Below are 25,812 nucleotides of genomic sequence, written 5' to 3'. Positions count from 1 at the left end.
CAAGGTGGGCTCGAGAGCCAAGACATTGGTGGCAGGCGTGGTCCTCATCCTCGCCGCGGTCGTGGTGGCAGGCGCCATCGCGCTCGGCCCGGGCGCGGAGGCCGGGGGCGAGTCGGCGGCGCATGACGCGTCCGACGCCCAGGGCCAGCAGCTCACCGTGGTCCACGGTGTCATCGGCTCGGAGAAGGAGTCGCTCTTCAGCGACCCCGAGGCCCAGGCGATCTTCAACAGCTACGGTCTTGACGTGCAGGTCACGACCTCGGGATCGTGGGCCATGGCTGAGCGCGCCGGCATCGAGGAGTCCGACTTCGCCTCCCCCTCCTCCGAGATCTCCGCCGCCCACCTCGTCGACGTCCATGGCGGCGCGGTGCTCTCCACCACGCGACCGTTCTACTCGCCGCTCGCCGTCGCGACGGGCGACGCGGTACTCTCGGTCCTCGAGCAAAACGGCATCGCAGAGCGGCGCGACGGCGTCTGGTATCTCGACATGGCTGCCTATCTTGACGCCGTCGCAAACGGCCGTCGTTGGACGGACCTCGCCGGGTCGGACGCCTACCCCTCGAGCCGCAACGTCATGATCACCACCACCGACGTGCGCTCCTCCAACTCGGCCCTCATGTACCTCAGTCTCTCGAGCTACGTGCTCAACGGCTACGCCGTAATCACGAGCGAGGACGCCGCCCGCCAGCAGGCAACCGACTCGCTCGCCAGGCTCTTCCTCGACCAGGGCTACTCGCAGTCGTCCTCGTCGGGCCCGTGGGAGTCCTTCCTCTCCAAGGGCCCCATGAACCAGCCGCTGACCCTCATCTACGAGAGCCAATACCTCGAGGCCCAGATGAACGAGCCCTCGCGCGTGACCTCCTCCATGAGGATCTGCTACCCCGCGCCCACGATCTTCTCGGACCACGTGGTCGTGGCCTTCTCCGAGGCTGGTCAGAAGGTCCAGGACGTGCTCGAGAACGACCCCGACATGGCACGTGTCATAGCGCGTCACGGTTTCCGCGTGAACGGTGCGAACTCCGCCGCGTTCTCCGAGCAGGTGGGCGCAGCCGGTCTCGCCGGCTACGCCGCCGACGGCACCTTCATCGACGCCGCCCAGGCGCCCAGCTACGAGGTGGCAGACGTGATGCTCCAGACCATCGAGGCGCTGTACTAGCGCAGGAGGGGAACCGCCATGACAGCTGTCGTCGCGCACTCGCGCTCTCGCGCGCTCGCCGTTCTTCTCGCCCTGGTCTGCGCGCTCGTCTGCGCCGTGGCGCTGCCCGCGTGCTCGCGCAATGAGGCCGCCGAGCCCGCGCCCGACGACGCCCGGGAGCAGCCGGCGACCAATCCCGATCCCAGCTCCGACCCTGAGGCCGACCCCGACGTCGCCGGCACGACCCTGCGGGTCCTCGCCGGCTCCGAGATCAAGGACATGCTGCCCATCCTCGAGGACGCGCAGGCGGAGCTGGGCATTACCGTGGAGCTCACCTACCAGGGCACGCTCGACGGCACCGAGACGGTCATGGCCGGCGAGGGCGACTTCGACGCAACGTGGTTCCCCTCCAACGCCTACATGACGCTCTTTGACGAGAAGAGCGCGCTGGTCTCGGAGGAGGCCTCGATCATGCGCACGCCGGTGGTCCTCGGCGTCAAGCGCGACCGTGCGGCGGAGTTGGGCTGGGACGAGAAGAGCCCCACCTGGGCGGAGGTCGTGGACGCGGCGGCGTCGGGGGAGTTTGCCTACGGCATGTCGAGTCCGGTGTCGTCAAACAGCGGCTTCTCTGCGCTCGTCGAGCTGGCGACGGCGATCTCGGGCACGGGGGCCGCGATCACGGCCGCCGACGTCGACGTCGTGGCCTCCGACCTCACGCGCTTTGCGCAGGGCCAGGCGCTCACGAGCGGCTCCTCGGGCTGGCTCATGGAGGCCTACGACAAGGACTCCTCCGCGGTCGACGGCGTCTTCAACTATGAATCGCTCATCCTGCAGGATCCCGACCTCGTCGAGGTGATCCCGCAGGACGGCGTCATCACGGCAGACTATCCGCTTACGTTGCTCTCCGGCCGGGGCGAGAAGGTCGAGGCGGCTTACGGCGCGCTGGTGGACTACCTGCGCCGCGATGACGTCCAGCAGCGCATCGCCGAGGAGACGCACCGCCGCACGGATGCCACCACGCCCGACGACGAGCGGATGGTCTTCGAGATTCCCTTCCCCAACCGGCTTGCGACGGTGCGAGCCCTGCTCTCCAGCTGGGTCTCTGAGGTGCGCAAGCCCGCAAACATGGTCTTCCAGATCGACACCTCGGGCTCCATGGGCGGCGAGCGCCTCGATGCCCTCAAGGCAGCCCTGCTCTCGCTCACCGAGACGGGTGCGGACGGCACCGCGGCGCTGCTCACCTTCCAGCCGCGCGAGATGATTCGCTTTGTGGAGTTTGCCTCCGGAATAAAAAGCGAGAAGGACCTCGTGGTGGGGGAGGACGGTAACCTCGCCGGCGTGAGCTCCTACGTGAGCGGCCTCTCCGCGGTCGGGGGGACGGCGCTCTACGGCACACTCCAACACGCGCTCGAGTTGGCAGCCCAGACCCGAGCGGACGACAACGTGACCTCCGTCGTGCTCTTCTCGGACGGCGAGAACACCGACGCCCCGGGCATCGAAGGGTTTGCGCAGTGGTACGAGGCCAACGAGACGGTGCAGGGCATTCCGGTCTACGCGATTCTGTTTGGCGAGGCGAGCGCCGACGAGATGGGCCGCCTCGCCGAGCTCACGAGCGGCCGCGTCTTCGACGCGGGCGACGGCGACCTCACGGCCGCCTTCAAGGAGATTCGCGGCTATCTGTAAAACCGGGACAGGTTTTCTGCACATTGGGGACGTGTTTTTTCGTTCAGACAAAAAGGGACAGGCCATCAGGCTCGAGAGGGGGGCGAATGCAAGGAGACAAGGCACTGGTGACGGGCGTCGCGGTGACGGTCTTTGTTGTCTTTGCTGCCTCCGCGGTCCTTCTCGCCTCGACCCTTGTCGCGCAGCTTGCTCTCGTCGTGGCAGGCGCTGCCATGTCCGCGGGCTCCTGGATGCTGCTGACCTCGCTCAACATGCCAAAGCACGTGGCCGCCATCGACCTCGACGCGCTCGTGGGAGCCGACCCCACGCTCAAGGAATCCGCGCAGGCCGTGAACGACATGGCGGCGCGCATCGAGGCAGCGTGCGAGGCAGACGAGCCGCGTGGCATTTCCGCCGAGGCCGAGCGTCTGCGTACCGTGGTGGGCTCGATGGCCGAGCTCGTGGAGCTGCCCGAGTTCACGACCGCAGGCGCCGAGGAGGACCGCCACCTCGTGCTCTCGCTCGCGACGTCCTGGCTGCCCGGAGCGTGGGAGCAGCTTGTGACCAACGTACGCTACCTCGGCTTTGGCGGGCGCGCCAGCAATCGCGCGCGCAGAAACGTCACGGCTCTCGACGAGCAATGCGCTGACGTCGCCGGAGCGCTCGACCGCATGCGCACGGGCATCGTCGAGGGTGCCTCGACGCAGATAGAGACGGGCTCCGACTACCTGCGGCAGCGCCTGGGGCACCGCCCGAGCGAGCTCTCCCTGGGCGAGCCGGCCGATGAACTGTCGTAATCGACGGAACGATTCGACACAAGGATAGGAGACCACCATGGCACACGATCTTCTCGACGCGCCCGATGACAGCTTCGACCTGGAGGTGACGCCGGCGCCGGAGCCCGTCAAGACCGAGGGCGCCCTCGCGCAGGTGCCCGCGCCGAGCTCCGAGGAGCTGCTGCGCCTGAGCGGCAACGCAAGTTCCTGGGTCTCCCGCGTGGCCGCTCTGCCGCCTCAGAGCCTGGAGTTCAAGCAGGAGGTCGACGCGATCTTTGAGGTTGGTGCCGACGCCTTCCGCGAGACCTCCAGCACGTCGAGCCGCTTTCTCGAGCAGTCCCTGGCCACGTCCAAGAGCGGCGGCACGCAGGAGCAGGTCTCCAAGAGCCTCGTCGACCTGCGCAACGAGGTCGACGAGCTCGCTCCCGGAGAGGACACCTTCGCCGAGCGCCTGCTCGGCGCGCTGCCCTTCGCAAGCCGCGTGAAGCGCTACTTCAAGCGCTACGAGTCCAACCAGAAGCAGCTCAACGCCATCCTCCTCTCGCTCAACAAGGGGCAGGACCTGCTGCGCAGGGACAACGCCGCCCTCAACGTGGAGCGCCGCAGCCTCTGGGGCAACCTGGGCACCCTCAAGCGCGCCTACGAGCTGCTGACCAACATCGACGACGAGCTGGTGGCGCGCATCGACCGCGAGCGCGCGGCGGGCAACGTCGAGCTCGCCTCCTCGCTCGAGAGGGACGCCCTCTTCGCCGTGCGCCAGCGCCGCCAGGACGTGCAGACCCAGGCGGCCGTGACGATTCAGGCCTACCTCTCAATGGGCATCATCCAGCAGAACAACGACCAGCTCGTGCGCGGCGTCGAGCGCGCCAAGACCACCACGGTGACGGCGCTGCGCACCGCCGTGATCGTGGCGCAGTCGCTCGAGAACCAAAAGCTCGTGCTCGACCAGATCGACGCCGTCAACAAGACCACGGACGCCATGATCGACCGCACGAGCAAGCTCCTTCAGGAGAACTCCCTGCGCACGCAGCAGCAGGCCGTCTCGAGCGGCGTCTCCCCCGAGACGCTGCGGCGTGCCTACGACGCGGTCTTCTCCACGCTCGACAGCATCGATAAGTTCCGCGAGCAGGCCAACGAGTCCTTCTCCAAGACGATCGACGTGCTCAACGACCAGCTCGAGCGCGCCCGGACCTACGCCGAGCGCATGAACCGAGACGGCGAGGGCGGCTCGACGGAGTAGCGCGAGAGGGTCAGCCCGCGCAGACGAGCTCGACGCCGGCGGCCTCGAGCTCGGCGCGCGCCTCGTCGCTCACGTGGGCGTCGGTGATCACGGCGAGGTCCTTCTCGCCTAGGGAAAGCGGCACGGTGCCGTGGCGGCTGAACTTCTCGCTCTCCGTGAGCAGGACGACGCGCTCGGCGTGCGAGGCCATGTCGCGCACGGCCTGGGCGCGCATCTGGTCGCTGTTGGTGAAGCCGGTGCGCGGGGAGAAGCCGTCCGTTCCGGCGAAGAGCAGGTCGACGTAGAACCCCTCGACGCACGAGCGCACCATCGGGCCCACCATGACCTGGGAGTCCTTCTGGTAGATGCCGCCGAGCAGCACGGTCTGAACGCTCGCGGCGTCGCGCACGTAGCCCGCTATGAAGGCGCTGTTGGTGACGACCGTGACCTCGCGGCCGGACGCGGCGAGCTCGGCCACGAGCAGCGCGCAGCAGCTTCCGCTCTCCACCATGATGGTGTCGCCGTCGCGCACGAGCTCCGCGGCCCGCCGGGCGATGCGTCGCTTCTCCTCATAGTGGTAGGCGAGGCGACCCTCGACGTTGTCGGCGCTGCGCAGCACCGCGAAGCCGTGCTCGCGGCGGATGAGGCCGCGCCGCTCGAGTTCTGTGAGGTCCTTGCGCATGGTGACCTGCGAGACGCCGAGCTCCTCGGCCAGAGCCGAGACCTCCACGCGCTCGCGCTCGGTCAGGATCTCCAGGATGCGGTTGGTGCGTGCGGGCATGACGGCTCCTTCGATTGACTATTCGAAAGTATAGCCGTCTTTTGTGCTTTCGAACGAAAACCGCAACACACGAGCCAAATGACGCATCTCGCACGACGCCCATTTTGAACCACAAAAAGGTGGTCAAAAACAGGTGTCATGCGAGGTTGCCCTCAAGCCACCCTAGAAGAAAGCGTCGATTCCCGTGTCCTCGTAAGCCTGGCGGAACTCCTCGAGGTCCTCCTCGTGCAGGTTGGTGAGCCCGTGGAGGCGATAGTCGCGGCCCAGGAGGTCGTACTTGCTCTCACCGAGGTTGTGGAAGGGGAGGAGCTGCACGCGCGCGGCGCCCACCTCGCGCAGGCGCCCGGCGAAGCGGCGCGCGTCCTCGACGGAGTCGTTGAAGCCGGGAATGACCGGCGTGCGCACGAGCACGTCGACGCCGCGCTCGATGGCGGCGCGCGTGTTGGCGAGGATGAGATCGTTTCCCACTCCCGTGCCCTCGCGATGCGCGGCCGCGTCCCAGTGCTTCATGTCGATGTAGGCGTGGTCGAGCAGCGCGCACACGCGCTCGAAGTCGCGCGCGGGCACGTGCGCCGTGGTCTCCACGTTGGTGTCCACGCCCGCCTCGCGCAGGCGCCCCAGCAGCTCGACGCAGAAGTCCGGCCAGGTGAGCGGCTCGCCGCCCGAGAGCGTCACTCCGCCCCCGCTCTGCTGGTAGAAGGGCTCGTCCTGCATGCACTCCTCGAAGACGTCCTCCACCGTGCGCGTGCGGCCCGCCACCGTGAGCGCGCGCCCCGGGCAGCCCGCGACCGCGGCCGCCGCCTCGACCGAGCTCGCGTCCACGGCACGCACGTCGACGTGGCGCCTGTCCTCCGGGCCCGCGGCGGCCGCGCCCGGGCACGCGGCGAGGCACGCCCGACAGCCCACGCAGCTCTTCTCGTTCCACTCCAGCTGCGGCGCGCGTGCCTGGCTCTCGGGGTTGGAGCACCAGTAGCAGTGCAGCGGGCAGCCCTTGAGAAAGACCACGGTGCGGATGCCCGGGCCGTCGTCGAGGCTGAACTTCTGGACGTTGAAGACGGTGGCGGACTGCATGGCGGGCTCCTCCTGGGTGGACTGGCGGCAAGCGGCTCTTCTCGGCAGCTCAATGGTAGTAAACTTACGAACGAAAGTAAATACAATTGCGAACGTTGACACACCGCCCGCACGCTGCTATAAGTATGACAAAGCCAGAAGGCGTCCCAGGAGAAGGGGAGTTGCAGATGTCCCAGACCAACAGCAGCCACTTCGGAGAGCTCACGCCCCGCATGCAGGCCTTCCGCGAGGAGATGCTCGACGAGAAGCCCTACGTCGACGCCGAGCGCGCGGTGCTGGCAACGGAGGCCTACAAGGCGTGCCAGAACCAGCCCAACGTCATGAAGCGCGCTCTCATGCTCGAGAAGATCCTCGACAACATGACGGTCTACATCGAGGATAAGACCCTCATCGTGGGCAACCAGGCCACCAAGAACCGCAACGCCCCGGTCTTTCCCGAGTACACGATGGAGTTCGTCCTGAACGAGCTCGACACCTTCGAGAAGCGCGACGGCGACGTCTTCTACATCACCGATCAGACCAAGCAGCAGCTCCGCGACCTCGCGCCCTTCTGGGAGAACAACAACCTGCGCTCCCGCGGCGAGGCCCTGCTGCCCGACGAGGTCAAGGTCTACATGGAGACCGGCCTGTTTGGCATGGAGGGCAAGCTCAACGCCGGCGACGCCCACCTGGCCGTGAACTACGCCCGCGTGCTCTCGGACGGCCTCGCCGGCTACGAGGAGCGCGTCCGCGCGTGCCGCGCCGCCCTCGACCTCACCGACCCCGCCTCCATCGACAAGAACGTCTTCTACAAGGCCGTCCTCGTGGTGATCTCCGCGGTGCGCCGCTTTGCCGCTCGCTACGCCGCGCTCGCCCGCGAGATGGCGGAGACCGAGAAGGACGAGGCGCGCGCCGCCGAGCTGCTCCAGATCGCGAAGACCTGCGAGCGCGTGCCCTACGAGCCCGCCCGCTCCTTCCGCGAGGCTGTGCAGTCCGTCTGGTTCATCCAGCTCATCCTGCAGATCGAGTCCAACGGCCACAGCCTCTCCTACGGACGCTTCGACCAGTACATGTTCCCGTACTACGAGGCCGACGTCGCCTCCGGCGCCATCACGCGCGACGAGGCGCTCGAGCTGCTCACGTGCCTCTGGATCAAGACGCTCTCGGTCAACAAGGTCCGCAGCCAGGCGCACACCTTCTCCTCCGCCGGCAGCCCCATGTACCAAAACGTCACCATCGGCGGCCAGACCACGGACAAGAAGGACGCCGTCAACGACCTCTCCTTCCTCGTGCTGCAGTCCGTGGCGCAGACCCGCCTCACCCAGCCCAACCTCACGGTGCGCTACCATGCGGGGCTCAACAAGGAGTTCTACGACGAGTGCATCGAGGTCATGAAGCTCGGCTTTGGCATGCCCGCCCTCAACAACGACGAGGTCATCATCCCGTCCTTCATCAAGTGGGGCGTGGCCGAGGAGGACGCCTACAACTACTCCGCCATCGGCTGCGTGGAGACGGCCGTCCCGGGCAAGTGGGGCTATCGCTGCACGGGCATGAGCTACGTGAACTTCCCGCGCATGCTGCTCTGCGTGATGAACGACGGCGTGGACATGACCACCGGCAAGCGCTTTGCCAAGGGCTACGGCTCCTTCAAGGACATGAAGAGCTACGACGAGCTCATGGAGGCCTGGGACAAGACCATTCGCGAGATCACCCGCGCGAGCGTCATCGTGGAGAACGCCATCGACCTGGCCTCCGAGCGCGACGTGCCGGACATTCTCTGCTCCGCGCTCACCGACGACTGCATCGGCCGCGGCAAGACCATCAAGGAGGGCGGGGCGGTTTACGACTTCATCTCCGGCCTGCAGGTGGGCATCGCCAACATGGCCGACTCGCTCGCCGCGATCAAGAAGCTCGTCTTTGACGAGAAGCGCATCACGCCGGCCGAGCTCTGGGCCGCGCTCGAGGACGACTTCACCTCGCCGGAGAGCCAGCGCATCCAGTCCATGCTCGTGAACGACGCGCCCAAGTACGGCAACGACGACGACTCCGTGGACCAGCTCGTGGTGGACGCCTACCAGTCCTACATCGACGAGATCGCCAAGTACCCCAACACGCGCCACGGCCGCGGGCCCATCGGCGGCATCCGCTACGCCGGCACCTCCTCGATCAGCGCCAACGTGGGCCAGGGTATGGGCACCATGGCCACGCCCGACGGCCGCCGCGCCCACGAGCCGCTTGCCGAGGGCTGCAGCCCCGCGCACAACGCCGACACCCACGGTCCCACGGCAGTCTTCAAGTCCGTCTCCAAGCTCCCCACCGAGAAGATCACGGGCGGCGTGCTGCTCAACCAGAAGATGGCGCCCACGATGCTCGCCTCCGAGCGCAACAAGCAGAAGCTCGAGCTGCTCATCTCCACGTTCTTCGACCGCCTTCACGGCTACCACGTGCAGTACAACATCGTGAGCCGCGAGACCCTGCTCGACGCGCAGGCCCACCCCGAGAAGCACAAGGACCTGATCGTCCGCGTGGCAGGCTACTCCGCCTTCTTCAACGTGCTCTCCCGCGCCACCCAGGACGACATCATCGCCCGCACCGAGCAGACCCTGTAGGATACGAAGGGACGGTCCCTTTGTCTCATCCGGCAAAGCGAAAGGAAGCATCCATGAAGCTCATCATCGACGACGCCGACGTCAACGCCATCAAGCGCCTGGTGGAGTACTACCCGGTCGACGGCGTGACCACCAACCCCTCGATCCTGGCCGCCTCCGGCCGGGCGCCCTTCGAGGTCCTGCGCGAGATCCGCGACATCATCGGCCCCGACATGGAGCTTCACGCCCAGGTCGTGGCCAGAGACGCCGAGGGCATGGTCGCGGACGGCAAGCGCATCGTCGCCGAGCTCGGCGAGAACACCTTCCCCAAGGTCCCGAGCGTCCCCGAGGGCTTCAAGGCCATCCGCATGCTCGCCGCCGAGGGCATCCGCACCACGGCCACGGCCATCTACACCCCCATGCAGGCGTTCCTCGCGGCCAAGGCCGGCGCCTCCTACGCCGCGCCTTACATCAACCGCATCGACAACATGGGCTATGACGGCGTGGGCGTGGCCATGGAGATCCACGACATCTTCCGTGCCAACGGCCTGCCCTGCGAGGTGCTCGCCGCGAGCTTCAAGAACTCCCAGCAGATCCTCGAGCTCGCGCGCTATGGCGTGGGCGCCGTGACGGCCGCCTCCTCCGTGATCGAGGGCCTGACCAAAAACGCCGCCATCGACGCTGCCGTGGACGCCTTCACGGCCGACTTCGAGGGCCTCGTCGGCACCGGCAAGACCATGGCCGACCTGTAGGAGACAACGCGACAGGCGAGAAGAACGCGCAGTCCGCACCCTTCCGGACAGGCCCAGTAGCGTGCACCCCGCGCGTTCTTCTCGCTGCCAGACAGCCTCGACAGCAAGAGGCCGCCCCCAACATGCTAAGCAGGATCTTCCGCGAAGCGCAGTCCTGCGTGCATGTTGGGGGCGGCCCCGTTACCGGTGAGTCAGTCTGTTACGCCAGCTTGAGGAACGCGCGGTAGCCGCGATACGCCTCGTAGACGTCGGCCTTGCTCGTGGCCTCCCACGGCGCGTGCATCGAGAGCACGGGCACGCCGCAGTCGATGACGTTCATGCCGTAGACGGCGAGGATGTAGGCGATCGTGCCGCCGCCGCCCGCGTCGACCTTGCCGAGCTCGGCGGTCTGCCAGGCGACGCCGCCCTCGTCCATGACGCGGCGGATCGTGGCGATGTACTCGGCGTCGGCGTCGTTGGAGCCGCCCTTGCCGCGCGAGCCGGTGAACTTGTTGAACGTCAGACCGTGGCCGAGGTAGCAGGAGTTCTTGGGCTCGAAGACGCTCGCGAACGCCGGGTCGAAGCCGGCGGAGACGTCGGAGGAGAGCATGTTGGAGTTCGCGAGGCAGCGGCGCAGCGCGAGTGGGCCGCGCTCGCCGGCGAGCTCGAGGATCTCGGCCATGACGTTCTCGAAGAAGTTGCTCGTCATGCCGGTGGCGCCCACCGATCCGATCTCCTCCTTGTCCACGAGCAGGGTCACCGCGGTGCGCGCGGGGGCCTCGCACTCGAGCTGGGCGACGAGGCTCGTGTAGGCGCAGACGCGGTCGTCCTGGCCGTAGCCCAGGATCATCGAGCGATCCAGCCCCAGGTCGCGGGCGGCGCCGGCGGGAACGACCTCGAGCTCGGCGGAGAGCAGGTCCTCCTCCTCGATGCCGAGGGTGTCGCGCAGGATGTTGAGGACGCCGGCCTTGACCGGACTCTTCTCGGCCTCCTCGTCCTTCTCGGCGTCGGCGTCCACCACGATCGGGCGGTTGCCCACGAGCACGTCGAGCATCTCGCCCTCGATGACCTCGGTGGCCTTCTTGGACATCTGCTGCGCGCCGAGGTGGGGGAGCAGGTCGGAGATGCAGAAGACGGGGTCGTCGGCCTTCTCGCCGATGACCACGTTCACGACCGAGCCGTTGGTTTTGGCCACGACGCCGTGGATGGCGAGCGGCATGGCGACCCACTGGTACTTCTTGATGCCGCCGTAGTAGTGGGTGTCGAGCGTGACGAGCTCGTTCCTCTCGTCCACGGGGTCCTGCTTGACGTCGAGGCGCGGCGAGTCGATGTGCGCGCCGAGGATGTTCACGCCCTCGGCCAGCGGCGCGGTGCCCAGCTGGGCGAGCATGAGGCTCTTGCCGCGGTTGATGGCGTAGACCTTGTCGCCGGCCTTGAGCGGCTCGCCGGAGGCGATGCGCTCGTTCAGGTCGACGTAGCCGGCCGCGCGGGCCAGCTCGACGGCGGCCGTGCAGCACTCGCGCTCGGTCTTGTTGTCGGAGATGAAGGACTTGTAGTCCTCGCAGATGCGGTTGAGGTCGGCGAGCTGCTCCTCGCCGTAACCCTTCCAGGCGTTGGGACGCTCCATGGAGTTCCTTTCATTGGGGACAGACGCAACGGCTCGGAATTTTAGCTCAGTCGGGGCGCGCCACCAAACCGGTTGGGCGTTCTCACACCTCCGTCACTTCCGAGTCGGCGGGTTCCGCACGTTGTATGCAGCTTGCGGAAGGACCCCTCCTAGCACCTCATGACAGAACCTTTCTACCTGCGGTTTTGCAGCAAGCAGAAAGGCCGCTTACCGGGGCGCCCTCAAAAAACTGCATACAACGCGAGGGGGCGCCCACAGACGCGAGAGGCGGCGCCACATGGCGCCGGCGCGGCGCTCAACCGGCTGTTCCGGCGTCTGCCTCGGCGCCCGTGTTGGTGCCGGTGCCTGCGTCATCGCCTGCGCCCACCCCCGTGTCGGGGCTGTCGGCGCCGCCGTCCGCCGCATTGCCCGCGTCATCGCCCGAGCTCGGGTCGGCATCGGTTTCGGGCGCGCTCGCGTCATCGTCCGAGCCGGCGTCCGGCTGAGTCGGGGCTTCGTCGCCGCCCTCCGCAGGGTCCGTGCCGTCAGGCGCGCTCGTGGGCTCGTTCGTGTCCGAGGTGCCCTCGGGCTCCTGCTGCGGGGCCTCCTGCTCGGCGGGTGCCTCGGGCGCCGCGGGGCCGTCCTGCTCCTCCACCGTTGCCGGTGCGCTGGGCGCAAGGCTCGGTCCGATGCCCGCGCCGCGCGTGGCGAGGCTCACCACCAGCGCGTAGGCCAGCACCACGACAACGGCGGCGAACGCGGCGAACACGGCTACGCGTCGCGCCAGGCGCGCCCGCTCGCGACTGCGCGCGGCCTCGGAGAGCTCGGGCGGGGCGATGGGGGTGCCCGACGCGGCAGCGCGCGCCCGCGCGGCGTCCGCAGAGGGCATCACGCGCGTCTCGCCCTCGCGCAGGCCCTCCTCGGGACGTGCGGGCTGGTCGGGTCCGAGCGCGCGGAGCTTCTCCGCGGACGCGGAGAGGATGTTGCGGTAGACCTGCGTCGCCACGCTCGAGGCGACGGCGCCAATGACCGCACCGATGATCGAGCCGGCGATGCCGATCTGCGCGGAAAGCGCGAAGGAGGTCGCCGCGGCGAGCCCCGTCGCGATGATCTGGGACACGGAGAAGTCCCCCAGGATGCCTCCCGCGCGCCCGTTCTTCTCGGCCATGTGCCCTCCCTGTGACTGAGCCACCTGACGCCATTGTCATACCCAAGCGACGCGCAATGTGCGTCGTCACGAAGACCTGACAAACCGTTTCCCCAAAATGTGTATGTGAGACCGATTTCCCCGATGCGACGCGGTATCATGGGTCCGTACGGTCCTTCCGGGCTTTCAGACACGTATGGAGGTCAACATGCTCGTCAACGCTACTGCCATGCTTCAGGCCGCGGCCAAGGGTCACTACGCCGTGGGCGCCTTCAACACCAACAACCTCGAGTGGGCGTCCTCGATCCTCGACGCCGCCGAGGAGCTGCAGTCCCCGGTCATCATCCAGTGCACGAGCGGTGCCGCCAAGTGGCAGATCAGCTACAAGGTCGTGGCTGACATCGTGAAGCAGCTCGTCGAGGACAAGAACATCACCGTGCCCGTGGCCCTGCACCTCGACCACGGCACCTACGAGGACGTCTTCAAGTGCATCGAGGCCGGCTTCACCTCCGTCATGTACGACGGCTCCCACGAGGAGACCTTCGACCTCAACCTCAAGCGCACCGAGGAGGTCGTCAAGGCCGCCCACGCCAAGGGCATCTCCGTCGAGGCCGAGGTCGGCGGCATCGGTGGCGTCGAGGACGGCGTCGCCTCCAACGGCGAGCTCGCCGACCCCGAGCAGTGCAAGGCCATCGCCGACCTGGGCGTCGACTTCCTCGCCTGCGGCATCGGCAACATCCACGGCATCTACCCCGAGAACTGGGCCGGCCTGTCCTTCGAGCGCCTCGGTGAGATCAAGGCCCTGACCGGCGACCTGCCGCTCGTCCTTCACGGCGGCACCGGCATCCCCGTGGACCAGATCCAGAAGGCCATCTCGCTCGGCATCTCCAAGATCAACGTCAACACCGACCTCCAGGTCGTCTTCGCCGAGGCCACCCGCGCCTACATCGAGGCCGGCAAGGACCAGCAGGGCAAGGGCTACGACCCGCGCAAGCTCCTCAAGCCCGGCCGCGACGCCATCGTCGACCGCACCAAGGAGCTCATCGTCGAGTTTGGCTCCCAGGGCAAGGGCTGGGCGTAAGTCCAGGTCCCGCGGCGGGCGAGAAGAACCGCGCGCCGCAGACGCCATAGGCAACGCAAGCGCCCGGTCCCGCAGCGTGCGGGGCCGGGCGTTGTCTGAGGCGGTCGTCGTGCCGGGGAGGGACGCGGAGGCGCGTCCTTCTCGCCAGCGCTAGATGGGCTTGGCGGTGCAGGGGCCGGCGTCGTCCGGGCGGATGAGGTCCGCGAGCGTGCGGCTGTCGAGGTAGCTAGAGGTCATGCGGCCGAGGTCGCGCCAGACGTCGACGGTGGTGCAGCTCTCCCGATTGGGGCAGAGCTCGTCGCTTCTGCAGTCGAGGCAGCTCACAGGCGCGAGCGACCCCTCGGCGGCGCGCAGCAGCTCGCCGAGCGTGTAGTCCTCGGGCGCGCGCGTGAGCTTGTAGCCGCCGCCCTTGCCGCGCTGGCTCGTGACGTAGCCGGCCTTGTGCATGAGCGAGATGACCTGCTCGAGGTACTTGCGCGAGATGTTCTGGCGGCGCGAGACGTCACCGAGCGAGACCCAGCCGTCGTGCGCGGCGAGGTCGGCCATCGCGCGCAGCGCGTACATCCCCTTGGTCGAGAACATTCCTGCCATCTCGTCTCCCCTCTGCCAATTGGGGAGAGTCCCCAATTGGCAGAAATGTTTTATGCGAATTGGGGACTGTCCCCACGTTACAGATTCCGGGCCTCGAGCATCTCGTCGAGGGTGCGCCAGGCGAGCTCGGCGCACTTCACACGCGCCGGCATGTGCGCGATGTCGCGCAGCAGCACGCCGTCCTCGAGGGCGTCGAGCGCGGCCTCATCGGTCTCCTCGCCGCGCACCATGCGCATGAACAGGGCGCAGAGCTCGCGCGCCTCCTCGGGCGTCTTGTCAATCATGAGGTCGCTCATGATGTCGGCGCTCGCCTGGGAGATCGCGCAGCCGTGCCCGGTGAAGGCGGCCTCCTCGATGGTGCCGTCGTCGGCAAAGCGCACGGAGAACGTGAGCTCGTCGCCGCAGGAGGGGTTCACGCCCTCGTGGCTGCAGTCGGCGTCTGCCATCTGGTACTTGTAGTCGGGGTGCGAGACGTGGTCCATGAAGGCCGCGTTGTAGAGGTCAGTCACTGCCATTGAAGATCCCCCAGACCTGGCTCAGGCCGTCGACCAGGCGGTCGACGTCGGACTTCTCGTTGTAGAACGCGAGGCTCGCGCGGCAGCAGGCGAGGTTCTCCACGCCGAGCCACGCCAGCAGCGGCTGCGCGCAGTGATGCCCGGCGCGGATGCACACGCCGGAGGCGTCGAGGATGCTCGCCACGTCGTGCGGGTGGACGCCGCGTACGTTGAAGCTGATGACGCCGTGGTGGCGCGCGGGGTCGGCGGGGCCGATGAGCTCGACAAATCCCAAGCCCTCCAGGCGCTCCCACGCATAGGACACAAGCGCCGCCTCGCGCTCGGCCACGGCGTCGATGCCCACGGCCTTTGTGAGGTAGGCGAGCGCGGCACCGGTGGCGTAGATGCCGGCGGCGTCCTGCGTGCCCGCCTCGAACTTCTCGGGCACGGGCGCCCAGGTGGCGTCCTGCTCGCGAACGGAGTCGATCATCTCGCCGCCGGTGAGCATCGGCGGCATCTGCTCGAGGAGTTCGCGCTTGCCCCAGAGCACGCCCACGCCCATCGGGCCGAGCGCCTTGTGGCCGGAGAACGCGAGGAAGTCCGCGCCGAGCTCGTTCACGTCCACGCGCAGGTGCGGGACGGACTGCGCGGCGTCCACGACCATCACGGCGCCCACGGCGTGGGCGGCGTCCGCGAGGTGCCGGATGGGCAGCTCGCAGCCCATGACGTTGGAGACGTGCGCGGCGGAGACGATGCGCGTGCGCGGGCCGATCTTCTCGGCGATCTCCGCGTCGGCGAGCGTGCCGTCCTTCTTTGGATAGAGGTAGACCAGGCGCGCGCCGGCGGCGCGGCAGGCCTCCTGCCACGGGATGAGGTTGGAGTGGTGCTCCATGATCGTGATGGCCACCTCGTCGCCGGGCGTAAGGACGCAGGGCGAGAAGGACTTGGCCACGAGGTTGAGGCTCTCGCTCGTGTTGCGCGTGAAGACCACGTCGCGGGCGTCGGGCGCGCCGATGAGGTCCGCGACCTGCGCGCGCACCGCCGCGATGGCCGCGGTGGCCTCCACCGAGAGGCTGTAGAGTCCGCGCAGCGGGTTGGCGTTCATGGTCTCGTAGAAGCGGCGCTGGGCGTCGAGGACGCAGGCGGGGCGCTGCGCGGTGGCGGCGCTGTCGAGAAACGCGATTTCGGGGTGCGCGGCGAGCAGCGGGAAGTCCGCGCGCCACGGGCTCTTCTCGATGCCCATCGTCACGCCTCCTCGACCTCATCAAAAGTTTCTGTTAATTGGGGGCTGTCCCCAATTAACAGACGGGCCTCGGGGCAGGGGGCGTTCATGAGGGCCTCCTCGTAGAGGGCGCGCACGAAGAGCTGCTCGGCATCCTCGCGGGAGAGTCCGCGGTCGGCGAGGTAGGTCAGCTGCTCGGGACTCACCGAGCCGATGGTGGCGCCGTGGTTGCCGGCGACGTCGTCCTCGTCGCACAGAATCGTGGGCAGCGTCTTGTTGACAACGTCGTCGCCCAGCACGAGCACGGTCTCGGCCTCGTTGCCCTGCGCGCCCTTGGCGCCGTGGACGAGGTCGATCGTGGTGCGAAGGCCCTTTCGGGCGGCGTCCTCGAGGACGCCGGAGTAGGAGAGCTCGGAGCGGGTGTTGCGGCCGCGCTGGCGCACGATCTCGTTGATGTCGAGCACCTCGGAGCTGCCGGCGTGATAGCGGCAGTCGAGGTCGATCCGCGCCCGGGCGTCCGCCAGGTCGCAGGCCAGTCCCAGGGCGACGGTGTCGCCCCCGAGCAGGCGCTGGTGCACGTCGACGCGCGTGTCGCGCCCGGCGGTGATGCCCACGCTCTCGAGATGCTGCTGCCCCGCGCCCACGAGCACGTACTCGTAGAGGTGCACGCGCGCGCCGGCCTCGGCGATCACGCGCAGCAGTGACGCGGAGGTGCCGGCCTCGCCGTCCTTCTCGGCCCCTGCATCGGCCCCTGCGGCCACGACGATGGTGACCTCGGCGCCCTCGCGGACCATGACGCCGGTGTCGGCGACCTCGCCCGCGCCCACGGCGACCACGACCGGCTCCTCGCGGCGCTCGCCGCGCGGGATCTCCACGTAGCGGGCGCCGGCGGCCTGGGACTCGGCCCAGTCGGTGACCTCGCGGCCCATCCCGCACTCCACGCCCTCGAAGAGGCGCGGCAGCGAGAAATACACGTCACCGGCGCGCCCGCGTGCGGGCACGGTGAGCGTGATGTCGTTCGTGCGCAGGCGGTTCCAGGTCGGCGCGGGGGCCACGTTGACGCGCTCGAGGGTGAGCTCGGGCGTGGCGGCGTCCGCGGCGGCCTCCGGCGGGAGGTTCTTCTCGGCCATCATCCGATCGCCCCTTCCATCTCGAGCTTGATGAGGTTGTTCATCTCCACGGCGTACTCCATCGGGAGCTCCTTGGAGACGGGGTTGGCAAAGCCGTTGACCACGAGCGTGCGCGCCTCGGCCTCCGAGCAGCCGCGGCTCATGAGGTAGAGGACCGTGTCGTCGGAGATGCGGCCGATCGTGGCCTCGTGGCCCACCTGCGCGGTGGCGTTGCGCACGTCCATCGCGGGGATGGTGTCGGAGCGGCTGATGTCGTCGAGCATGAGGCTCTGGCAGCTCACCGAGCAGCGCGCGCGGTCGGCATGGCGGCCGATGACCACGGAGCTGCGGAACGTGTTGACGCCGCCGTCCTTGGAGATGGACTTGGTGCTCACGGAGGCGGTGGTGTCCGCGCCGTTCATGATGACCTTGCAGCCGGTGTCGAGGTCCTGCGTGGCGCCGGCGAACGTGATGCCGGTGAACTCGCAGCTGCCGCGGTCGCCCGCCATGATGGTGGTGGGGTAGAGGTAGCTCACGTGGCTGCCAAAGGATCCGGAGACCCACTCCATCTTGGCGTCGGCCCCGATGGTGGCGCGCTTGGTGTTGAGGTTGTACATGTTCTTGGACCAGTTCTCGATCGTGGAGTAGCGCAGGCGCGCGCCGTCCTTCACGAAGAGCTCCACCGCGCCGGCGTGGAGGTTGGCCTCGTAGTACTTGGGCGCGGAGCACCCCTCGATGAAGTGCAGGTCGGCGCCCGGCTCAACGATGATGAGCGTGTGCTCGAACTGGCCCGCGCCGGCGGCGTTGAGGCGGAAGTAGCTCTGCAGCGGGTAGGGCAGCGTCACGCCCGCGGGCACGTAGACAAACGAGCCGCCCGACCACACGGCGTAGTGCAGCGCCGCGAACTTGTGGTCGGTGGGCGGGATCAGCGTGCCGAAGTACTCGTGCACGACGGGCTCCCACTGGGGGTCGTGCAGCGCGTCCTCGATGGTGGTGTAGACGACGCCCTGCTTGGCCACGTCGTCGCGCATGTTGTGGTAGACGATCTCGGAGTCGTACTGGGCGCCCACGCCGGCGAGGCTCTCGCGCTCGGCCTCGGGGATGCCCAGGCGCTCGAAGGTGTCCTTGATGTCGGCGGGCACGTCGTCCCAGCTCTTGGCCTGCTTGGTCTTGGGCGAGACGTACGTGGAGATGTGGTCCAGGTCGAGGCCCGCGATGCTCGGGCCCCAGTTGGGCGCCATCGGGCGCGCGTGATAGAGGTCGAGCGCGCGCAGGCGCATCTCGAGCATCCAGGCGGGCTCGTCCTTCTTCTCGGAGATCGCGCGGACGATCTCGGGCGTCAGGCCGTCGTCGTAGCGCTCGTAGCCCTCCTCGGACTTGGTGAAGTCGTAGAGGGAGCGGTTGACGTCGGCGACCTGCGTGCGACGGCGCTGATCGCTCACTCGGCATCACCGGCCTTGGGGCAGCCCGGACACTCGGCGCACGCCTCGCCCTGCTCGCCCCCGCGCTCGAAGCGCTCGAAGCCGTTGGCGTCGATCTGGGCGATGAGCTCGGCCGGGCCCTCGGCGACCATGCGGCCCTTGACCATGACGTGCGTGCGGTCGACCTCGAGGCGCTCGAGGATGCGCGTGTTGTGCGTGATCACGATGAGCGCGCCGCTCACCTGCTCGCGATAGGCCTGGATGCCGCGGGAGACGATGCCCAGCGCGTCCACGTCCAGGCCCGAGTCGGTCTCGTCGAGGATGGCGAGCTTGGGCTGGAGAAGCAGCAGCTGCAGCATCTCGATCTTCTTCTTCTCGCCGCCGGAGAAGCCCACGTTGAGCTCGCGCATGAGGAAGCTCTGGTCGAGCTCGAGCTGGTCGGCGATCTCTCCCACGCGGGTGCGGAACTTGCGCGCGGTGGTCTTGAGCTCAGGGCGCTTCTGGCAGATCGTGCGCAGGAAGCTGTAGAGCGGCACGCCGGGCACCTCGACGGGGGCCTGGTAGGAGAGGAAGATGCCGGCGAGCGAGCGCTTGTCGGCGGAGAGCTCGGTCACGTCCGCGCCGTCGAACTCGATGCGGCCCCCGGTCACGCGATAGGCGGGGTCGCCCATGATGACGTGCCCGAGCGTGGACTTGCCCGCGCCGTTGGGGCCCATGAGGACGTGGCACTCTCCCGCGCCCACGGCAAGGTCGACGCTGTGCAGGATGGGCTTGTCCTCGGTGCCCGCCGAGAGGGCGCTCACGTTGAGTAGCTGGGATGCCATGGTACGCCTTTCTCCTCGCGGGCCGCGGCGGGTCCGCGCTTGATTCGCTAGCCTAATTCATACTAATGAGTGGGGAATTAAAGGCAAGGGCCGGGCGAGAAAAACCGACGCTCCGCAACAAATCCTACTAGCTTGGAGGCATTTTCAGGCGCGCTCGTTTGCGGGTGCGTTACGGGCGGGCGCGCCGCGTCGGGTGAGAAGTACCATGACGCAGGTTGGCTGGCGACAACGGCGGGAGGTCCCTCGCGGCATGGAGGCGTGGAAGCGGCTCGGCGGCTTCATCGGGAGCCGCATGGCGTTTGTCTCGCCGGCGTGCGTGGTGCTGGGCGTGCTCTTCCCGGACCAGCTCTGCGTCCTCAAGCCCGCCGTGACGGCGCTGTTTGCGTTCATGACGTTTCAGAGCTCGCTCTCCAACACCCTGGGAAACCTCACGCGGGTGGTGCGCAGGCCGGCCCCGATGGCCGTGGCCCTTGCCCTGACGGCAATTGTCATGCCGGTCGCGGCGTGCGCGCTCGGCACGATGCTCTTCGGTGAGAGCCCCAACCTGGTCTGCGGCATCGTGCTCGAGTACAGCGTGCCCGTCGCCGTGATCTCGGCCATGTGGACCAACATGCTCGGCGGCGACCCGGCGCTCACGCTGGCGACGATCCTCGTCTCCACGGTGGCCTCGCCCGTCACCATTCCGCTCACGTTGCACCTGCTGCTCGGGCAGGTCGTCGAGGTGGACGCCGCGCGCATGATGGGGGAGATGGTCGTCTCCATCGCGCTGCCGGCGCTTGCGGGAACGGCTCTCAACGACGTCACGCGCGGCCGTGCGGCTCGCGAGCTCTCGCCGGTCATCGCGCCGGCGGCCAAGATCGCGCTCGTGCTGGTGATCCTCTGCAACGCCACGGGCGTGGCGCCCTACGTGCGCTCGCTCACGCCCCAGCTCGTGTGCGTGGCGGCCTTCATCTGCGCCTTCGCGGCGTGCGGGTACGCGCTCGGCCTCGTGGCTGCCCGGGCGCTGCGCCTTCCCCGCCCGCAGATCGCATCCATGACCTATCTCGTGGGCATGCGCAACATCTCGGCGGGCGCCGTGATCGCGGGGGAGTACTTCCCCGGCGAGGTGATGTTTCCCGTGGTCATCGGGACGCTCTTTCAGCAGGTGCTGGCGGCGGGGTTTGGCTCGGCGCTGCGCCGGATGGGCCGCGAGGACACGCCGCGCGAGGCGTGAGGCGCCCGCGCCCGCCGTCGCCCCGCGACCTTGCTGCAGAATCGAGCTTCGGTCCATAACGCCGCCCCTTAGAAAACAAAACCCGCCTTCGATCCATGTAATAATGGGGCGCAACGGGGCTCTGGGTGGCGGCGGGCTTTCCGTCAACTGGGCAAACGTCGTGGGCGGTCGCTTTGCGACGCCCCCGAGCGCCAAAAAGTCATGGATCGAAGCGGCATTTTGTTTTGGCCGAGCAAAAAATATGGATCGAAGACCTGTTTTGCAGGCACGCAGCCGTGCCGGCGCGCCACGGCGCCCTAGCCGCGGGTCCAGCGGCGGCGCGGCCGCCCGTCGTCCAGGATGACGGCGAGCGCGGCGATCGCCACGACGGCGATGAAGATGATCTTCTTCACGGCAACCTCCCTAATCCTCGTTACCTTGCCCTGCATTCTCGTCGCGCACGCCGCGCGGGGCCATCGACGTGCCTTACCGCCGGCTTTCGCTTTCGTAAGGTTGCGATGTTGCGACAGGGTTCCGCGCGCCGCCAGCCCCTGGCGTAGAATAGGCCGCAGCCAAGATAGGAGGACCCATGCCCCTTACCAGAGAAGACGTCACGGGCATCGCGGACTACGCGCGGATCGCCCTCACGGACGCCGAGCTCGACGAGATGACCGCCTACATGAACGACGCCGTAGCGCTGCTCGATCCCATCCGCCAGTACGACCTCGAGGGCGTGGAGCCCACGTTCCACCCCATCGGGGACCTCTCCAACGTGATGGGGGAGGACGTGCCGGACGACGCGGTGCGTCACCTGCCCGTTGACGTGGCGCTCTCGAACGCCGGCGCGTCCCGCGACCGCAGCTTCCGCGTCCCGTCCATCCTCGGCGACCAGGGGGGTGACCGCTAATGGCGAACTTCGACCAGCTCTCCGCGAGCCAGATCGCCGCGGGCGTCGCGGCCGGCGACTTCACCGCCGTCGAGGTCGCCCGCGCCGCGCTCGATGCCATTGAGGCCCGCGAGCCTGAGGTCAAGGCGTTCCTGCAGGTCTCCGCCGACCTCGCGCTCGCCGCGGCCGAGGCCACCGACCGCGCCCGCGCCGCCGGAGAGAAGCTGGGACCCCTCGCCGGCGTGCCCGTTGCCTTCAAGGACAACATGCACCTCGTGGGCACTCGCACCACCTGCGCCTCGCGCATGCTCGAGAACTACGAGTCCACGTTCACGGCCACCTGCGTCCAGCGCATGCTCGACGCCGGCGCCACGCCCGTGGGCAAGACCAACATGGACGAGTTTGCCTTTGGCTCCTCGACGGAGTCCTCGGCCTTCCATCCCACCGCCAACCCGTGGGACACCGAGCGCGTCCCCGGCGGCTCCTCGGGCGGCTCTGCCGCGGCCGTCGCCGCCGGCGAGGTCACGATCTCCCTGGGCTCCGACACCGGCGGGTCGATCCGCCAGCCGGCGTCCCTGTGCGGCGTCGTAGGCCTCAAGCCCACCTACGGCGCGGTTAGCCGCTACGGCGTCGTGGCCTTTGGCTCCTCGCTCGACCAGGTCGGCCCCTTCGGCCGGCGCGTCGAGGACGTGGCCCTGGCCATGAACGCGCTCACCGCCGGCGGGCGCGACCTGTGGGACTCCACGAGTCAGCCCGTCGCCACGGACTTCCTCGCGCACCTCGATGACTCCATTGAGGGTCGCCGCGTGGGCGTCGTGCCCGCGCTCATGGAGGCGGCAGGCCTCACCGACGAGGTCCGCGACGCCGTCACCGCCGCGGGCCGCGCACTCGCCGACCAGGGCGCCGAGCTCGTCGAGGTGGAGCTGCCCAACATCGCCTCGGCGATCGCGGCCTACTACGTGATCGCGCCGTGCGAGGCCTTCTCCAACCTCGCGCGCTTCGACGGCGTCCGCTACGGCTACCAGGAGCCCGGCCAGGCCACCCTTGCCGAGCAGACCTCGCTCTCCCGCGCGCACGGCTTTGGCGAGGAGGCCAAGCGCCGCCAGATGCTGGGCGCCTATCTGCTCTCGAGCGGCGTCTACGACACGTACTACTACCCGGCGCAGCAGGTCCGCACGCTTATCACGGCCGACTACGCCCGCGCGTACGAGAAGTGCGACGTCATCCTCATGCCGGCCGCGCCGCGCACCGCGTTCAAGTTCGGCGAGCTCTCCGACCCCACGCAGATGTACGCGTCGGACATGTTCACGATCTCCAACAACATCGCCGGCAACGGCGGGGTCTCGGTGCCGCTGGGCCTGGGCGCGGCGACCGGTCTGCCCGTGTCGGCTCAGCTGCAGGGCCCGGCCTTCGCCGACGCGCGGCTGCTCACCTTTGCGCGCGCGATCGAGCGGTCCAACTCGTCCGACGGCGGGGCCCCCGTCGCGCCCGGCTTTGTGGGGAAGGGGGGTGAGCTCGCATGAAGAAGCTCGCCGAGGTCCTCAGGGACTGGGAGGCCGTGATCGGCCTCGAGGTCCACACCGAGCTCACCACGCTCGAGACCAAGATGTTCTGCAACTGCCGCCTCTCCCACGACGACCCGCCCAACACCAACGTCTGCCCCGTGTGCCTGGGCATGCCGGGCGCCCTGCCCGTCCCCAACGAGAAGGCCATCGAGTCGATCGTCATGGCGGGTCTGGCCACCAACTGCGAGATCATGCGCCACTCCATGTTCTACCGGAAGCACTACTTCTACCCAGACATGGCCAAGAACTTCCAGACCACGCAGGGCCCCGTGGCCTTCTGCATGCACGGCCACCTGGACCTCGAGGTCTCCGGCGCCGGCGCCAAGGAGCGCCCGGACGCCACCGTGGAGAAGGACGCCGACGGCGGCTACGTCGCGCCCATCCGGATCCTGCGCATCCACATGGAGGAGGACGCCGCCAAGATGGTGCACGTGGGCGGCGAGGAGGGCCGCATCACCGCGGCGACCGAGTCTCTCATCGACTACAACCGCTGCGGCACCCCGCTCATCGAGCTCGTCACCGAGCCCGACCTGCGCACGCCCGAGGAGGCGCGCCTCTTCATGGAGAAGCTGCGCCAGACCTTCCTCACGCTCGGCATCTCCGACTGCTCGCTCGAGAGCGGCTCGATGCGCTGCGACGGCAACATCTCGCTGCGTCGTCGCGGCACCACGGAGTTTGGCACCAAGACCGAGATGAAGAACATCAACTCGTTCAAGAGCCTGCACGACGCGCTCGAGTACGAGATCTGCCGCCAGGCCGAGGTCCTCGAGGAGGGCGGCATCGTCTACCAGGAGACGCGCCACTGGGAGCCCTCGCGCCGCCGCACCGTGGTCATGCGCGTCAAGGAGACCGCGGACGACTACCGCCTCTTCCCGGACCCGGACCTCGCGCCCTTCGACCTCACCGACGAGTTCATCGACCGCTGCCGCGCTCGCATCCCCGAGCTGCCCGATGCCAAGCGCGACCGCTACGTCGCCGACTACGGCCTCAAGCGCGCCGACGCCGCCCAGCTCGCCGGCGACCCCAAGGTGGCCGCCTTCTTCGAGGAGGCCCTCGAGGGCGTGGGCGAGAAGAACGTGCCCACGCTGGCCAACGTCATGGTCAACCTCGCGCCGAGCTACAACGCCCTCACCGTGGGGCAGGTCCGCGGCGTCGCCGGCCTTCTCGCCGAGGACGCGCTCACGTTCGCCCAGGCGCGCGAGGTGCTCGACGCGATCAACGGCACGGACGAGGACGCGGTCGCCTACGTGGACGCCCACGGCATGCGCCAGTCCACGGACGAGGGCGCGCTCGGCGCGATCGTCGACGAGGTGCTCGGCCGCTGCACCGACCAGGTCCAGCAGTACCGCGATGGCAACAAGAAGGTGCTTGGCTTCCTCGTGGGCCAGTGCATGAAGGCGGCCAAGGGCTCCGGCAACCCCAAGGCCTTCAACAAGATGCTCGCCGAGAGGCTCGAGGGGTAGCGAGAAGGGCCTGCCCCCACAAGATCCGGCGCTCGGACAGCTTGCCGCAAAGGGCGCGGCAAGAACTCGAGGCGGACCTTGCGGGGGCAGGCCCTTCTCGCCTCTCGTTCGTCGCGAGGCCGGGATCACGTTCTGGGGTCCGGGCCGTCGCAAACCTGCTAGACTGCCGTGCTCGAGGTGTTGTTTGATTCCCGAAGGGAGCGCGTGGTGGACGAGCAGATCGAGACGGCGGTCGAGCCGGTCTCGGAGGTCGTGAGCGAGGACGAGGCGCAACGCGCCGAGCGGCTCTCAAAGAAGCGCATGGCCTACAGCTTCCCGCAGTTCTTTGGTCTACTCAACGTGGGCCTCATCCTCACGGCGGTGGCGCTCGTGCTCTTCAAGACGCCCAACCACCTGGCCTTCGGCGGCACCACGGGCTTTGCGATCCTGTTCAACGCGGCGATCCCGGCCCTGCCCGTCTCGGTCTACATGTGGATCATGAACGCCGTGCTCGTGCTCCTGGGCCTTATCTTCCTGGACCGCAAGGCGGTGCTGTGGAGCGCCTTCGCGTCGTTTGCCCTCTCTGGCTACACGTCGCTTTTCGAGTGGCTGTTCCCGGTCACGAGCTCGATCACCGGAGACCTCTGGCTCGACGTCTGCTTTGCCGTGCTGCTGCCGGCCGTTGGCTCGGCCATCGTCTTTGACATCGGCGCGTCAACCGGCGGCACGGACATCCTGGCCATGATCTTGCGCAAGCGCACCGACATCGAGATCGGCAAGGCACTCTTCGCCGTGGACGTGGCCGTCGTGGTGGCCGCGATCGGGATCTTTGGCGCGCGCGTGGGCCTCTACTGCGTGCTCGCGCTCATCGGCAAGACCTTCGTGGTCGACGGCTTCATCGAGTCCATCCGCCAGCGCAAGGTCTGCCAGGTCATCTGCGACCACCCACGCGACGTGGAGGAGTTCATCGTCAAGAAGCTCGGCCGCACCGCCACGCTGCAGTTTGGCTGGGGCGCCTACTCCGGCAAGCGCGTCGTCATCCTCACGAGCGTGCTGTCGCGCCGCGAGGCCATGAAGCTGCGCCTCTTTGTGCGCGCCACCGACCCGGGCGCCTTCATCACCATCACCAGCAGCTCCGAGATCATCGGGCGCGGCTTCCGCGGCGTCAACTAGGGGGCGAGAAGGGCGCGGGGCACCGCCCCCGCCACCGCCCCCGGCGTCTCCCGACTTTTGTACGACCATGAGGTGTGACGCCACAGTATTACACTATGAAACTAGTCTAAGAGAATA

Annotated in this window: 22 protein-coding genes; 12 read left to right on the top strand and 10 right to left on the bottom strand. The window is 68.1% G+C overall.

Annotated elements, in window-relative coordinates; genetic code table 11:
* Positions 1-4: 4 nt before the first annotated feature.
* From NW198_RS05220 to NW198_RS05205, 4 genes are all read left to right on the top strand, one after another.
* Positions 5-1,156 (top strand): hypothetical protein, encoded by a 1,152-nt coding sequence (locus tag NW198_RS05220; protein WP_258340299.1) that lies wholly within the window; start codon positions 5-7, stop codon positions 1,154-1,156.
* A gap of 18 nt (positions 1,157-1,174) precedes the next feature.
* Positions 1,175-2,818 carry a VWA domain-containing protein gene (locus tag NW198_RS05215; RefSeq protein ID WP_258340298.1) on the top strand — a complete coding sequence of 548 codons (1,644 nt, stop codon included), beginning with the start codon at positions 1,175-1,177 and terminating at the stop codon, positions 2,816-2,818.
* A gap of 86 nt (positions 2,819-2,904) precedes the next feature.
* Positions 2,905-3,594 carry a hypothetical protein gene (locus NW198_RS05210; RefSeq protein ID WP_258340297.1) on the top strand — a complete coding sequence of 230 codons (690 nt, stop codon included), beginning with the start codon at positions 2,905-2,907 and terminating at the stop codon, positions 3,592-3,594.
* A 37-nt stretch (positions 3,595-3,631) separates the two neighbouring features.
* Positions 3,632-4,813: a toxic anion resistance protein gene (locus tag NW198_RS05205; protein WP_258340296.1), complete on the top strand. Its 1,182-nt coding sequence runs from the start codon at positions 3,632-3,634 to the stop codon at positions 4,811-4,813.
* Between the two features lie 10 nt (positions 4,814-4,823).
* Here NW198_RS05205 and NW198_RS05200 read toward each other — a convergent pair whose 3' ends face one another.
* The gene (locus NW198_RS05200) at positions 4,824-5,573 is read right to left on the bottom strand and encodes a DeoR/GlpR family DNA-binding transcription regulator (RefSeq protein WP_087315551.1); all 750 of its coding nucleotides are present in this window, start codon (positions 5,571-5,573) and stop codon (positions 4,824-4,826) included.
* Positions 5,574-5,735: 162 nt separating this feature from the next.
* Positions 5,736-6,644, bottom strand: coding sequence for a glycyl-radical enzyme activating protein (locus NW198_RS05195; protein WP_258340295.1), 909 nt, complete (start codon positions 6,642-6,644; stop codon positions 5,736-5,738).
* A gap of 167 nt (positions 6,645-6,811) precedes the next feature.
* Here NW198_RS05195 and NW198_RS05190 point away from each other — a divergent pair, with 167 nt between their 5' ends.
* Positions 6,812-9,232 (top strand): glycyl radical protein, encoded by a 2,421-nt coding sequence (locus NW198_RS05190; RefSeq protein WP_258340294.1) that lies wholly within the window; start codon positions 6,812-6,814, stop codon positions 9,230-9,232.
* Between the two features lie 53 nt (positions 9,233-9,285).
* Positions 9,286-9,963: a transaldolase family protein gene (locus tag NW198_RS05185; protein WP_087315546.1), complete on the top strand. Its 678-nt coding sequence runs from the start codon at positions 9,286-9,288 to the stop codon at positions 9,961-9,963.
* Positions 9,964-10,162: 199 nt separating this feature from the next.
* Here NW198_RS05185 and NW198_RS05180 read toward each other — a convergent pair whose 3' ends face one another.
* Positions 10,163-11,569 (bottom strand): aminopeptidase, encoded by a 1,407-nt coding sequence (locus NW198_RS05180; RefSeq protein ID WP_258340292.1) that lies wholly within the window; start codon positions 11,567-11,569, stop codon positions 10,163-10,165.
* Positions 11,570-11,864: 295 nt separating this feature from the next.
* Positions 11,865-12,716, bottom strand: coding sequence for a hypothetical protein (locus NW198_RS05175; RefSeq protein WP_258340291.1), 852 nt, complete (start codon positions 12,714-12,716; stop codon positions 11,865-11,867).
* Positions 12,717-12,903: 187 nt separating this feature from the next.
* On the opposite strand from NW198_RS05175, the gene fba reads away from it, so the two are divergent.
* The gene (gene fba / locus NW198_RS05170) at positions 12,904-13,776 is read left to right on the top strand and encodes a class II fructose-1,6-bisphosphate aldolase (RefSeq protein ID WP_258340290.1); all 873 of its coding nucleotides are present in this window, start codon (positions 12,904-12,906) and stop codon (positions 13,774-13,776) included.
* Positions 13,777-13,926: 150 nt separating this feature from the next.
* Here the strand turns inward: fba and NW198_RS05165 are convergent, their stop codons facing one another.
* The 6 genes from NW198_RS05165 to sufC all read right to left on the bottom strand — a co-directional run bounded on the left by NW198_RS05165 (position 13,927) and on the right by sufC (position 19,437).
* Positions 13,927-14,367, bottom strand: coding sequence for an Rrf2 family transcriptional regulator (locus NW198_RS05165; protein ID WP_258340289.1), 441 nt, complete (start codon positions 14,365-14,367; stop codon positions 13,927-13,929).
* Positions 14,368-14,444: 77 nt separating this feature from the next.
* A complete protein-coding gene (gene sufU / locus NW198_RS05160; protein WP_087315686.1) occupies positions 14,445-14,882 on the bottom strand; it encodes a Fe-S cluster assembly sulfur transfer protein SufU in 438 nt (145 codons plus the stop codon).
* On the bottom strand, positions 14,869-16,104 hold the full coding sequence (locus NW198_RS05155; RefSeq protein ID WP_258340288.1) for an aminotransferase class V-fold PLP-dependent enzyme: 1,236 nt from the start codon (positions 16,102-16,104) through the stop codon (positions 14,869-14,871). Before NW198_RS05155 ends, sufU begins: the two co-directional genes overlap by 14 nt.
* A gap of 2 nt (positions 16,105-16,106) precedes the next feature.
* A complete protein-coding gene (locus tag NW198_RS05150) occupies positions 16,107-17,213 on the bottom strand; it encodes a SufD family Fe-S cluster assembly protein (protein ID WP_258340287.1) in 1,107 nt (368 codons plus the stop codon).
* A complete protein-coding gene (gene sufB / locus NW198_RS05145; RefSeq protein ID WP_087315533.1) occupies positions 17,213-18,634 on the bottom strand; it encodes a Fe-S cluster assembly protein SufB in 1,422 nt (473 codons plus the stop codon). The genes NW198_RS05150 and sufB overlap by 1 nt, the downstream gene beginning before the upstream one ends.
* A complete protein-coding gene (gene sufC / locus NW198_RS05140) occupies positions 18,631-19,437 on the bottom strand; it encodes a Fe-S cluster assembly ATPase SufC (protein WP_258340286.1) in 807 nt (268 codons plus the stop codon). Before sufC ends, sufB begins: the two co-directional genes overlap by 4 nt.
* Positions 19,438-19,687: 250 nt before the next feature.
* Here sufC and NW198_RS05135 point away from each other — a divergent pair, with 250 nt between their 5' ends.
* From NW198_RS05135 to NW198_RS05115, 5 genes are all read left to right on the top strand, one after another.
* Positions 19,688-20,650, top strand: coding sequence for a bile acid:sodium symporter family protein (locus NW198_RS05135; protein WP_258340285.1), 963 nt, complete (start codon positions 19,688-19,690; stop codon positions 20,648-20,650).
* 568 nt (positions 20,651-21,218) lie between these two features.
* Positions 21,219-21,536, top strand: a complete 318-nt coding sequence (gatC, locus tag NW198_RS05130; RefSeq protein ID WP_258340284.1) for an Asp-tRNA(Asn)/Glu-tRNA(Gln) amidotransferase subunit GatC — start codon at positions 21,219-21,221, stop codon at positions 21,534-21,536.
* Positions 21,536-23,038: an Asp-tRNA(Asn)/Glu-tRNA(Gln) amidotransferase subunit GatA gene (gene gatA, locus NW198_RS05125; RefSeq protein WP_258340283.1), complete on the top strand. Its 1,503-nt coding sequence runs from the start codon at positions 21,536-21,538 to the stop codon at positions 23,036-23,038. Before gatC ends, gatA begins: the two co-directional genes overlap by 1 nt.
* Complete coding sequence (gene gatB / locus NW198_RS05120; protein WP_258340282.1) at positions 23,035-24,543, top strand: Asp-tRNA(Asn)/Glu-tRNA(Gln) amidotransferase subunit GatB; 1,509 nt, start codon at positions 23,035-23,037, stop codon at positions 24,541-24,543. Before gatA ends, gatB begins: the two co-directional genes overlap by 4 nt.
* Before the next feature lie 207 nt (positions 24,544-24,750).
* Positions 24,751-25,695 carry a YitT family protein gene (locus NW198_RS05115; protein ID WP_258340281.1) on the top strand — a complete coding sequence of 315 codons (945 nt, stop codon included), beginning with the start codon at positions 24,751-24,753 and terminating at the stop codon, positions 25,693-25,695.
* Positions 25,696-25,812: the final 117 nt, after the last annotated feature.

This window comes from Thermophilibacter sp. ET337, from assembly GCF_024733715.1.
In the GTDB taxonomy this organism is placed as follows: Bacteria; Actinomycetota; Coriobacteriia; order Coriobacteriales; family Atopobiaceae; genus Thermophilibacter.
This window is presented reverse-complemented; position numbering and strand designations above follow the sequence as displayed.

What these genes read in the sequence shown, in the direction of transcription:
- NW198_RS05215 (WP_258340298.1), top strand. Translation starts at nt 1,175, where the DNA reads ATGACAGCTGTCGTCGCGCACTCGCGCTCTCGCGCGCTCGCCGTTCTT.
- NW198_RS05210 (WP_258340297.1), top strand. Translation starts at nt 2,905, where the DNA reads ATGCAAGGAGACAAGGCACTGGTGACGGGCGTCGCGGTGACGGTCTTT.
- NW198_RS05180 (WP_258340292.1), bottom strand. Translation starts at nt 11,569, where the DNA reads ATGGAGCGTCCCAACGCCTGGAAGGGTTACGGCGAGGAGCAGCTCGCC.
- gatA (WP_258340283.1), top strand. Translation starts at nt 21,536, where the DNA reads ATGGCGAACTTCGACCAGCTCTCCGCGAGCCAGATCGCCGCGGGCGTC.
- NW198_RS05190 (WP_258340294.1), top strand. Translation starts at nt 6,812, where the DNA reads ATGTCCCAGACCAACAGCAGCCACTTCGGAGAGCTCACGCCCCGCATG.
- NW198_RS05200 (WP_087315551.1), bottom strand. Translation starts at nt 5,573, where the DNA reads ATGCCCGCACGCACCAACCGCATCCTGGAGATCCTGACCGAGCGCGAG.
- NW198_RS05175 (WP_258340291.1), bottom strand. Translation starts at nt 12,716, where the DNA reads ATGGCCGAGAAGAACGGGCGCGCGGGAGGCATCCTGGGGGACTTCTCC.
- NW198_RS05185 (WP_087315546.1), top strand. Translation starts at nt 9,286, where the DNA reads ATGAAGCTCATCATCGACGACGCCGACGTCAACGCCATCAAGCGCCTG.
- NW198_RS05135 (WP_258340285.1), top strand. Translation starts at nt 19,688, where the DNA reads ATGGAGGCGTGGAAGCGGCTCGGCGGCTTCATCGGGAGCCGCATGGCG.
- gatB (WP_258340282.1), top strand. Translation starts at nt 23,035, where the DNA reads ATGAAGAAGCTCGCCGAGGTCCTCAGGGACTGGGAGGCCGTGATCGGC.
- fba (WP_258340290.1), top strand. Translation starts at nt 12,904, where the DNA reads ATGCTCGTCAACGCTACTGCCATGCTTCAGGCCGCGGCCAAGGGTCAC.
- sufC (WP_258340286.1), bottom strand. Translation starts at nt 19,437, where the DNA reads ATGGCATCCCAGCTACTCAACGTGAGCGCCCTCTCGGCGGGCACCGAG.
- gatC (WP_258340284.1), top strand. Translation starts at nt 21,219, where the DNA reads ATGCCCCTTACCAGAGAAGACGTCACGGGCATCGCGGACTACGCGCGG.
- NW198_RS05165 (WP_258340289.1), bottom strand. Translation starts at nt 14,367, where the DNA reads ATGGCAGGAATGTTCTCGACCAAGGGGATGTACGCGCTGCGCGCGATG.
- NW198_RS05150 (WP_258340287.1), bottom strand. Translation starts at nt 17,213, where the DNA reads ATGGCCGAGAAGAACCTCCCGCCGGAGGCCGCCGCGGACGCCGCCACG.
- NW198_RS05155 (WP_258340288.1), bottom strand. Translation starts at nt 16,104, where the DNA reads ATGGGCATCGAGAAGAGCCCGTGGCGCGCGGACTTCCCGCTGCTCGCC.
- sufU (WP_087315686.1), bottom strand. Translation starts at nt 14,882, where the DNA reads ATGGCAGTGACTGACCTCTACAACGCGGCCTTCATGGACCACGTCTCG.
- NW198_RS05205 (WP_258340296.1), top strand. Translation starts at nt 3,632, where the DNA reads ATGGCACACGATCTTCTCGACGCGCCCGATGACAGCTTCGACCTGGAG.
- NW198_RS05195 (WP_258340295.1), bottom strand. Translation starts at nt 6,644, where the DNA reads ATGCAGTCCGCCACCGTCTTCAACGTCCAGAAGTTCAGCCTCGACGAC.